7 protein-coding genes are annotated in these 10,689 nt (G+C 62.7%); all 7 read right to left on the minus strand.

Annotated elements, in window-relative coordinates; all coding sequences use genetic code 11:
• Window positions 1-83 precede the first annotated feature (83 nt).
• A complete protein-coding gene (locus tag QZ522_RS03570) occupies window positions 84-2,708 on the minus strand; it encodes a nitrate reductase (protein ID WP_294607569.1) in 2,625 nt (874 codons plus the stop codon).
• A complete protein-coding gene (nirD, locus tag QZ522_RS03575) occupies window positions 2,705-3,034 on the minus strand; it encodes a nitrite reductase small subunit NirD (protein WP_294607572.1) in 330 nt (109 codons plus the stop codon). The genes QZ522_RS03570 and nirD overlap by 4 nt, the downstream gene beginning before the upstream one ends.
• Window positions 3,031-5,466: a nitrite reductase large subunit NirB gene (gene nirB, locus QZ522_RS03580; RefSeq protein ID WP_294607574.1), complete on the minus strand. Its 2,436-nt coding sequence runs from the start codon at window positions 5,464-5,466 to the stop codon at window positions 3,031-3,033. The genes nirD and nirB overlap by 4 nt, the downstream gene beginning before the upstream one ends.
• A 5-nt stretch (window positions 5,467-5,471) precedes the next feature.
• Window positions 5,472-7,175, minus strand: coding sequence for an ABC transporter ATP-binding protein (locus tag QZ522_RS03585; protein WP_294607576.1), 1,704 nt, complete (start codon window positions 7,173-7,175; stop codon window positions 5,472-5,474).
• Window positions 7,176-7,218: 43 nt separating this feature from the next.
• Window positions 7,219-8,301, minus strand: a complete 1,083-nt coding sequence (locus QZ522_RS03590; protein WP_294607579.1) for an ABC transporter permease — start codon at window positions 8,299-8,301, stop codon at window positions 7,219-7,221.
• A 64-nt stretch (window positions 8,302-8,365) separates the two neighbouring features.
• Window positions 8,366-9,733 (minus strand): CmpA/NrtA family ABC transporter substrate-binding protein, encoded by a 1,368-nt coding sequence (locus QZ522_RS03595; RefSeq protein ID WP_294607582.1) that lies wholly within the window; start codon window positions 9,731-9,733, stop codon window positions 8,366-8,368.
• 275 nt (window positions 9,734-10,008) lie between these two features.
• On the minus strand, window positions 10,009-10,689 hold a 681-nt coding region (locus QZ522_RS03600; protein WP_294607585.1), incomplete at its 5' end, for an ABC transporter substrate-binding protein.

The raw sequence follows: 10,689 nt of genomic DNA on the forward strand, positions 1-10,689 counted from the left end.
TGACGTGCCGATGGCAACAGGCGCGGCAAAGTGGTGCGGCATCACCGGGGAGCATCATAGGTCTCGCCCATGGTCAGCCATTTTCATTCCGCCACCTCGCACAGGAGGGCACGGTCGAAAAGGGCCGCGATCTCGGGCTTGCAAGCCCCGCAATTTGTGCCCGCGCCAAGCGCCGCGCCCACCGCATCCGCATCGACCAAACCACGGCTTTCGATTGCGGTTACGATCGTGTTGATCCCGACCCCGAAACAGGCGCAAAGCGTCGGCCCCGGATCAGGCAGGTCGGCGGGTGTACGCCCGGTCAGGATGTGCGCCGCGTCGCTGCCGGGTGTCGTGGCAAGATAATCGCGCATCACCGCCACAGGCGTCGGCGCGACAAACAACGCCGCGCGCAAGCGGCCTTTTTCATGCAAGGCTATACGTGCCGTACCACGCGCGCGATCCTCCAGGATGGTGACTTCGGCCACGTCCAACCCGAACAGGCGGCGGGCTTCGACCTCCCAGTTGTCGATGGCATGTAATCCGGACAGTTCGGCGCGATAGCCGTTGCGCGTGGTCGCGAGCGCCCAATAGGAACAGTCGGGCCGCATCGGCGCATCGGAGATCGCGAACCCGTACCACGCAGCGTCCAGGCGCGTGACCGCGACCACTGCCGCCTTGCTTTCGGGCTGGCCCGAGAGGGGATCGGTTTCCGCCGGGATCAATGCGTCGATCCGGGCGGAGGGTGCTGTTTCCCCGGTCCAGTGCATCGGGGCAAAGACATCGCCAAGCCGGACAGTATCAGTCAGACGTGCGCGCAGGATCGCTGCACCCTTCGGGCTGGTCACGCGCACCAGGTCGGCAGGTGCGATGCCAAGATGGCGGGCATCTTCCGGATGGATATCAAGGAAAGGTTCCGCCAGATGCGCGGAGAGCTTGGCACTTAGCCCCGTGCGGGTCATTGTGTGCCATTGGTCGCGCACACGCCCGGTGTTCAGCCGGAAGGGATAGCACGGCCCGGTGCGCGCAGCGGGTGGTTTTGCCGTCACGGGTATGAGACGCGCCTTGCCGTCCTCGTGAAAAAACCGGCCATCCCCAAAAAACCGCCCACCTTGCCGCGTGGCGGTTACTGGCCAGCGGGTTGGCGACAGCGCCGCATATCCGCAATCCTCCAGTCCGGCGAAAGCCGAGATATCGAAATCGCGCCCGAACTGTCCTGCGATCTCCGAAAGAGCCGCGTATTCGCGGAATATCTCTGCTGGTGTGGCGTAATCAAAGGCCGCGGGCCAGCCCATGCGCCGTCCGACCTCGGCCAGGATCGCCCAGTCGGGCCGCGCCTGGCCCGGCGGGTGCAGCGCTGCACGCTGACGGCTGATCATGCGGTCGGAATTGGTGACGGTGCCATCCTTTTCCGCCCATGCGGCGGCGGGCAACAAAACACTGGCCAGACGTGCGGTATCGGTGGCATCGGTGATGTCACTAACAACTGTGAAATCGCACCGCGCGATGGCGTCCCGCACCGCATCGGCATCAGGCATGGAAACCGCTGGATTGGTGTGGATGATCCACAGCGCCCTGATCCGGCCCTCGCCCACGGCGCGGAACATGTCGACAGCTTTCAACCCCGGTGCGTCCGGCATCGCGGGGGCACCCCAGAAACCGCGCAGGGCGCTGCGATGGTCGGCATTTTCCAGATCAAGATGACAGGCCAGCATGTTGGCCAGACCGCCGACCTCGCGCCCGCCCATGGCGTTGGGCTGGCCGGTGACACTGAACGGCCCGCACCCCGGCCTGCCGATCCGCCCCGTGGCCAGATGGCAATTGATGATGGCATTGACCTTGTCGGTGCCGCTTGTGGACTGGTTCACGCCCTGGGAATAGATCGTCACGACGCGCTTTGTGCCGATCCACAGATCGCAGAATGCCTTGATCTCAGCGTCGTTCAGCCCGGTTGCGGCGACACTGTCCTTGCGCGCGGCGCTCAGGGCGGCGTCAAACCCGTCCGTCCGCGCCAGAAAAGCGGGGTCCACGGCGCCCTTTTCGGCAATCCGGACCAGCAGGCGGTTGAACAATGCCACATCGCTGCCCGGTTCAAGCGCAAGATGCAGATCGGCCACGTCACAACTCGCCGTGCGCCGCGGGTCGATCACGACCACCCTGGTGCCGCGTGCCTTGCGCGCCGCCAGCAGGCGCTGATAGGCTACCGGGTGACACCAGGCGAGGTTGGAGCCGACCAGAACCACAAGATCGGCGTCGTCGATATCCTCAAAGGTGCCGGGCACGGTGTCAGTGCCGAAAGCGCGCTTGTGGCCCGCCACCGACGAGGCCATGCAGAGCCGCGAATTGGTGTCGATATTGGCCGACCCGATAAACCCCTTCATCAGCTTGTTGGCGACGTAATAATCCTCAGTCAGCATCTGGCCCGAGACATAAAAAGCAACGCTGTCAGGGCCATGCGCCGCGATCGTCTCGCGAAATCGGTCCGCCACATGCTGCAAGGCCGTGTCCCAGTCGCTTTCGCGACCATCCACGCGCGGCGTCAGCAGGCGGCGCCCCACTCCCACGGTTTCCTCCAACGCCGAGCCCTTGGAACACAGACGCCCGAAATTGGCGGGATGCGCGGGATCGCCTTGCACCGCCAGCCCGCCCGCGCCATCCGGTGAAAGCAGGACCCCACAACCGACCCCGCAATACGGGCAGGTGGAGCGGATACCTGCGGGCGCGCTCATGCTGCGTTCCGCTTCCCAAGTGCCGTGCCGTCGATCAGGATACGGTCCGCCTCGATGCGCACCGGATAGGTGGCGACGCGCCCGTCTTCGCCCTGTGCCTGCCCGGTGTTCAGGTCAAACACCCAATTGTGCAGCGGGCAGGTCACGGACCTGCCGTGCACAATCCCTTCGCTCAGAGGGCCGCCCTTGTGCGGGCAACGGTCGGTGACTGCGAAAACCTCGTCCTGCGCGGTGCGGAACAGGGCGACACAGCCAAGCGCCGTCTTGATCTTGCGCGCACCGCGCAGGGGGATGTCGTCGATATGTCCGATGTCGAGCCAGGTCATTCCGCAGCCTCCAGTGTCAGATCGGCAAGCGGGGCATAGCTGTCCGCGCGGGTTTGCGCGTGCTCGGCCCATGGGTCCTTGCGATAGATGCTTTGCGACACCTCGAACGCGGCGATCAGGCGGGCGCGTTCAGCCAGATCATCGACCACGCGCGTGCGGATCCAGTCGAGCCCGACCTTGGCCAGCCATTTATAGGGCCGGTCGAGGTATTTCGCGTTCTCGCGGTAAAGCTGCACAAAGGCGACCGTGACGTCGATTGCCTCTTGTTCGGTCGCTACATCCACCAGCCGTTCGGTTTCCTTCAGGTCCATGCCGGCGGCCCCGCCAATGCCGACCTGATAGCCTGAGTCCACACAGACGATACCCACATCCTTGCAGGTTGCCTCGGCGCAATTGCGCGGGCACCCTGACACCGCCAGCTTGACCTTGTGCGGCGTCCACGAACCCCAGAGGATTTTCTCAAGCTTGATGCCAAGGCCGGTGCTGTCCTGCGTGCCAAAGCGGCAATGATCGGTGCCGACACAGGTCTTCACCGTGCGCAGTCCCTTGGAATAGGCATGGCCAGAGACCAGACCTGCCTTGTTCAAATCGGCCCAGATGGCGGGCAGGTCCTCACCCTCGACGCCCAGCAGGTCGATGCGCTGCCCGCCGGTGACCTTGACCGTGGGCACGTTGTATTTGTCGGCGGCATCGGCAATCGCGCGAAGCTCGGCCGGGTTGGTAATCCCGCCCCACATGCGCGGCACAACCGAGAAGGTGCCATCCTTCTGGATATTGGCGTGTTTGCGTTCATTGACGAAGCGGCTTTGCGGGTCGTCCTGATACTCCATCGGCCAGGTCGCAAGCAGGTAGAAATTGACCGCCGGGCGGCAAACATGGCAGCCGTTGCGCGTTGCCCAGCCCAGTTCCTGCCAGACGGCATCCTGGCATTTCAGCCCCTTCGTCATGATCAGGCGGCGCACATCCTCGTGGCTCAAATCGGTGCAGCCACAGATGGGCTGTGCCGTGGGGGCCTCGAACGCATCACCAAGCGTGACCTGCAAGAGTTGTTCGACCAGCCCGGTGCAGGTGCCGCAGGACGCGCTGGCCTTGGTCTTGGCGCGGACCGCGCCCAGATCGGTTGCGCCGCCTTCAATAGCGGAGACGATAGTGCCTTTGCAAATGCCGTTGCAGCCACAGATTTCCGCCTCAGGCGGCAAGGCTGCAACGGCTGAGAGAGGGTCCGCTGTGGCCCCCCCCTGATAGGCGGGGCCAAAGATCAGCGTCTCGCGCAACTCTTCGATCTCTGTGCCGTCCTTGATCAATCCGTGAAACCACGCGCCGTCAGCGGTATCGCCATACATGACCGCCCCGACCAACCTGTCCCCCTCTATCACGAGGCGCTTGTAAATGCCGCGCGCCGGGTCGCGAAACACGATATCCTCGCGCCCCGGCACATCGGCGAAATCGCCTGCACTGAACAGATCGCAGCCCGTGACCTTGAGCTTGGTAGCCGTGTCTTTCACGACAAAGGCATCGGCCTCGTCCATCAGGCTGCGCGCCAGTGCCTTGGCCTGATCGTAGAGCGGCGCGACAAGCCCGAACAGATTGCCGTCAAACTCGATGCATTCGCCCACGGCGTAGATGTCCGGGTCCGAGGTCTGCATCTGCGCGTTCACCTCGATCCCGCGCGCGACGGTCAGGCCGGCGTCGGTGGCCAGCCGCGTCTCGGGGCGGATGCCCACGGACATCACAACCAGATCGGCCTCCAGTACCTCGCCAGACTCCAGCAGCACGGCCTCGGCGCGGCCCGCACCCAGAATCGCCTTGGTTGACGCTTGCGTCTTGATCGTGATCCCGCGCGCCTCAAGATCGCGGCGCAGAAGGTATCCGGCGGCCTCGTCCAGCTGCCGCTCCATCAGGTGGCCCATCAGGTGCAGCACGGTGACGTCCATACCGCGCCCTGCCAACCCTGCCGCCCCTTCAAGGCCGAGCAGACCGCCGCCGATCACCACCGCCTTGCCTCCCTTGTCAGCGGCCTCGATCATCGCATTGGTGTCATCCAGATCGCGATAGGTGATCACGCCCGGCAGGTCCTTGCCCGGCACCGGGATGATGAACGGGGCCGAACCGGTCGCGATGACCAGTTTGTCATAGGGAACCGGCCCGTTCTGGCCCTCGACCACCTTCCTCTCACAGTCGATCTTCACCACATGCTCGCCGAAACGGCAGGTGATGCCGCGCGCGCCGTACCAGTCGTCATCATGGGTGATGATGCCCTCATAGGTCTGTTCACCCGCCAGCACCGGCGACAGCATGATGCGGTTGTAATTGCCGCGCGGTTCGGCGTTGAACAGGGTAATTTCCCAGGCGTCGGGCTGGGCTTCGGTCAGATGTTCAAGCATCCGCCCCGAGGCCATGCCAGCCCCGATCACGACAAGTTTCTTACGCATTTCTCTCACTCCGCTGCCACAGGCTCGGCGTCCGCCGAAGCGGGTGCCTTTCCGGTGGTCTTTTTCGATTGGTTGCCGTGCTCATATTCCTCAAGGAAATCGAGCACCTCTTGCCGGTAGGTGTAGTAATCAGGATGCGCCAGAAGCGCTTTGCGGGTGCGCGGCCGCGGCAGGTTGACCTCTGTGATCCTGCCGATGGTCGCGCGGGGGCCGTTGGTCATCATGACCACACGGTCGGCCAGCAGAATTGCCTCGTCCACGTCGTGGGTTACGCAGATCGCAGTCACCTTGGTACGCGACCAGACTTCCATCAGCACCTCCTGCAATTCCCAGCGGGTCAGGCTGTCCAGCATCCCGAAGGGTTCATCCAGAAGCAACAGCTTGGGCGACAGCGCAAAGGCCCGCGCGATGCCGACCCGCTGTTTCATCCCGTTGGACAACTCGCTGGCGGGGCGGTCCATCGCATCGGCAAGGCCCACCCGTTCAAGGTAGTATTCAACCACGTCCTGACGCTCTGCCTGGCTGGCACGGGGATAGACCTTATCCACCCCGATGGCGACGTTCTGCTTGGCCGTGAGCCATGGAAACAGGTTGGGAGACTGAAAGACCACGGCGCGTTCCGGGTCCGCCCCTTCGACCGCGCGGCCATCCAGCTTGATCACCCCCTTGGAGATGTCGTTAAGACCGGCGGCCATGGTCAGGACCGTGGACTTGCCACAGCCAGAATGCCCGATCAGCGAGATGAATTCGCCTTTCTTGATTTTGAGATCGAAATCCTCGACCACGGTCAGCGGCCCCTGCGGCGTCGGATAGACCTTGTGAAGCTGGCTGAAATCCAGATACCGCTGTTCGATCGGGCTTTGCGCCGCCGCGGCCACCGCACGGGGCACGCCATGGATCGGCGTGACGTCCGGCAGCAAGCGTGTTTCTTCGACCTTGGCCTCGATGCCCACATCCATCAGGTATTTGGTCACCTGGGCGCGAAGACGTTTGAACGTGTCGTTGCTGTTCATATCCATCCGGTTGCGGGGGCGTGGCAGATTGACCGGAAATTCATCCCCCAGCGTGCCGTCGGGATTCAGCGCGATGATCCGGTCGGCGAGGATGATCGCCTCGTCCACGTCGTTGGTGATCAGGACGCAGGTCTTGCGGTCGGCCTGCCAGATCGCTTCGATTTCATCTGCCAGATTGGCGCGGGTCAGCGCATCGAGCGCCGAAAGCGGCTCGTCCAGCAACAGCATCTCGGGGTTCATCGCCAGCGCGCGCGCCACGTTGACCCGCTGGCGCATGCCCCCCGACAATTCCGCCGGGCGGCGCGTGGCGGCATGGCTGAGCCCCACCATCGCCACGTAATGCGCGACCTTGGCGGCCTTGTCTGCGCGGCTCAGCCCGGGAAAGACCGTGTCCACGGCAAGCCCCACATTCCCGCGTACCGTCAGCCATGGCATCAGGCTGTAGCTTTGAAAGATCACGCCGCGTTCCGGCCCCGGCCCGGTAACGGGCTTGCCGCGATACCTGACGCGGCCTTCGCTGGGCTGCTCCAGCCCGGCCATCAGGTTGATCAGCGTGGTCTTGCCGGTGCCGGAAAAGCCCAGGATCACGACGAATTCACCTTCGGCGACGTCAAGGTCGATACCGTTGAGGACATGCTCGGTCGCGGGGCCCTCGCCATAGCTTTTCGAGACGTTTTTGAATGTCAGGATACCCATGAATTTTTCCTTTCGCGCTAACGCTTCGCTACCTGAGCGCGGGTCACCGGTTGTTCGAGAAGGTGAAGAGCGATTGCAGCGCATACATTACCCGGTCCAGCAGGAAGCCGATGATGCCGATGGTCAGCACCGCGACGATGATCTTGGCGAGGCTCTGCGAGCTGCCGTTCTGGAATTCGTCCCAGACGAATTTGCCCAGGCCGGGGTTTTGTGCCAGCATTTCGGCAGCGATCAGAACCATCCATCCCACACCCAGGCTAAGCCGCAGGCCGGTAAAGATCAGCGGCAGCGCCGAGGGCAACACCAGCTTGGTGATCTTGGTCCACATGTTCATCTTGAGCACCTTGGAGACATTCACAAGGTCCTTGTCGATGCTGGCCACACCAAGCGCCGTGTTGATCAGCGTCGGCCAGAGCGAGCACAGCGTTACCGTGATGGCGGACACGAGGAACGACTTGGAAAACATGCCGTCATTGGTGGCATAGACCGCCGAGACGACCATGGTGACGATGGGCAGCCATGCCAGCGGCGAGACCGGCTTGAATATCTGCACCAGCGGGTTGATCGCGGCATTCGCCGTGGCCGATAACCCGGCAAGAATACCCAGCGGGATTGCAATGAGCGATGCGATCAAGAAGCCAAAGAATACGGTCTGGATAGAGGTCCATATCTGACTGTAATAACTTGGCGACCCGGTATAAGGGATATCGCGCACCTTATCGGGCTGGCCGCTGTCGATCATGCGCTGGTTGCGCGCGGCGACCCGTTTCTCATGCGCGGCGCGGTCGGCGGCCTTGGCCCTGGCGTCCTGATGCAGGGTCACCGCCTCGTCCCAGACGGCCGCCGGGCCCGGAATCGCGCCAAGCGAGGTCTGCACCTGCGGTGCCAGCGTGCCCCAAAGCAGCAAAAAACCAAGGATCGCAATAAGTGGCACCGCCAGCAGTCGCCAGATTTCACCCAATTGGGCCCGCGGATTGTCACCCGCGACCGCACGCAAGAGCGGTGTCAGCCAGGCAAGGCCCAGAACCTGAAATAGCTTGTCTGCAGTGCTGATGCGCGAAAACAGACGCGCGCGGCGGGCCGCCTTGTCACGCGGGTCGGGAATGGATTGGTCAATCGTTGTCATAGCTGTCGTCCTCAATGGCTGGGCGGAGGGGACCGGCGCGGACAGATGCCGCGCCGGTGTGCAATCAGTCCACGACCGCGTTAACGGCGACGGTCTGAGTGCCCTTCAGGCCAATTTTCAGGCTTTCGAGATAAGCATTGGGCGCGCGGCCATCATAGGCGATGCCGTCGATCACGTCCTCGGCAGGAGTAGGCGCCTTGTAGCCGTCGCTATCCCACGGGAAATCGGCCTCGTTGGCCAATCCCTCATCCACCAGAAGCCGCGCGGCCTTGAGATAAATGTCCGGGCGGTACACCGAGCGCGCCACTTCATCGAACCAGCTATCGGGCTTGGGCTCGGCAATCTGGCCCCAGCGACGCATCTGCGTCAGATACCAGATGGCGTCAGAGTAGAAAGGATAGGTGGCGTTGTGGCGGAAGAAGACGTTGAAATCGGGCACGTCACGCACATCGCCGTCTTCATACTCGAACGTCCCGGTCATCGAATTGGCGATGACCTCGTAATCCGCGCCCACATAATCGGGCCGGGCCAGAATTTCGACCGCAGCCTCGCGGTTAACATTGTCATTCTCGTCCAGCCAGATCGCGGCGCGGATCAAAGCCTTGGTAACAGCGAGCGTGGTATTCGGATTTTCCTGTGCGAATTCCGCCGTGATACCAAACACCTTTTCAGGGTTGTTCTTCCACAGTTCGTAGTCCGTGATGACCGGAACACCGATGCGCTTGAACACCGCCTGCTGGTTCCATGGCTCACCCACGCAATAGCCCGAGATCGTGCCTGCCTCCATGGTCGACGGCATCTGCGGCGGCGGCGTTACGGACAACAGCACATCGGCATTGATCTGGCCGCTGATATTGTCGGGGCTGTAAAAACCCGGATGTAACCCACCCGCCGCCAACCAGTAGCGCAATTCATAATTGTGGGTCGACACGGGAAAGACCATGCCCATGTTGAAGGGCTTGCCCTGCGATTGAAAGGTTTCGACAACCGGCGCCAATGCCTCGGCCGAAATCGGGTGCTGCGGGCGGCCATCGGCCATCGTGGGCACGTTTGGCTTCATCATGTCCCAGACCTCGTTCGAGACGGTGATCGCGTTGCCGTTCAGGTCCATGGAAAACGGTGTGATGATCTGCGCCTCGGTGCCATAGCCGATCGTCGCGGCCAGCGGCTGTCCGGCCAACATGTGCGCGCCGTCAAGCTGCCCGTCGATCACACCGTCCAGCAGAACCTTCCAGTTCGCCTGCGCCTCAAGGGTAACGAACAGCCCCTCATCCTCGAAGTAACCTTGCTCATAGGCCACGGCGAGCGGCGCCATATCGGTCAGCTTGATAAAGCCGAATGTCAGAACGTCTTTTTCAAGGTCAAGCATTTGGGCAAACGCCGGGCCGGTCAGGGCAGTGGTGGCGACAAAGCCAATCAACAGTTTTTTCATCCCGATTTCCTCTCAGGGTGCCCTCAATCGCAGGTGGCCGAAGGGGGCGGGCTAAAACGCAAAAAAGGCCGTTCACTGACCACCGAATGCACCGGTGGAAAGCGAGCGGCCTTGCTCAGGGTATCCCGATCGTTGGGAGGTGTTTTTGTGTGCCTCACTCCATTGCGAAACACTTTAACTCAGCATGCCGCAGCGCAGCGTCACGCGAAACAGGAGAAGTGCCATATCCGAAAATACGGGGGCATTGAGGCAGGGGATTGCTTAATTAATAATCACTATGGGCTGTCGGGATCAAAAATCCGGCCATCGAAAAAAGCATCCGGCCGCAGGATAAGCCTCCCACCGGCGGACGCGACCGGCGTTTCGTGCCGAATCGCACCCTCCAGCTTGGCAGAGGCGCCGGGCAGATCGGCACCAACAGGCCCCAGATGCCGGCGGTGCAGGTCCGTGCGATAAACAGACGCCACGGCGTCGAGATCGGATATCGTACCTGTGCCATGTTCGGCGCCGATCTGTCGGGCAATCCACTTTGCCTGGCTGCGCCACGGAAACGTTGCAGCGCCTGCGTGGAACTCCATGAAATTGTCCACGCGGCGCTGATCCCCGCGCGAACTCACGATCATATGGCCTGAAAGCGCACGATCAATCAGTTCCGCGGGCACGTCGAGGTATTGCCTGCGCGACAGGATCTCACCCGCCGTGGCGCGGCTTTCCGGCCCCGACAGCCATCGCCCTGCGCGCCAGACTGCACGCATCAGCCGCCCCAGTAGATCCGGTTCGGTCTCAGCCCAGTCCGTCCGAACGGCAAGCACTTTCTCAGGCGCAAACTCCCAGATTGCCTTTCCCGGCAACAACAGCGCCCCGGCCCCCTGATCGACGGCGACCGACCCCCATGGCTCGCCCACGCAGAACGCGTCGATATCACCGGCCGCAAGTGCAGAGGCCATCAGAGGCGG

It is taken from the genome of uncultured Roseovarius sp. (assembly GCF_913054395.1).
Lineage (GTDB): Bacteria > Pseudomonadota > Alphaproteobacteria > Rhodobacterales > Rhodobacteraceae > Roseovarius.

Coding starts and splice junctions, on each gene's coding strand:
- QZ522_RS03570 (WP_294607569.1), bottom strand. CDS start 2,708: ATGAGCGCGCCCGCAGGTATCCGCTCCACCTGCCCGTATTGCGGGGTC.
- nirD (WP_294607572.1), bottom strand. CDS start 3,034: ATGACCTGGCTCGACATCGGACATATCGACGACATCCCCCTGCGCGGT.
- nirB (WP_294607574.1), bottom strand. CDS start 5,466: ATGCGTAAGAAACTTGTCGTGATCGGGGCTGGCATGGCCTCGGGGCGG.
- QZ522_RS03585 (WP_294607576.1), bottom strand. CDS start 7,175: ATGGGTATCCTGACATTCAAAAACGTCTCGAAAAGCTATGGCGAGGGC.
- QZ522_RS03590 (WP_294607579.1), bottom strand. CDS start 8,301: ATGACAACGATTGACCAATCCATTCCCGACCCGCGTGACAAGGCGGCC.
- QZ522_RS03595 (WP_294607582.1), bottom strand. CDS start 9,733: ATGAAAAAACTGTTGATTGGCTTTGTCGCCACCACTGCCCTGACCGGC.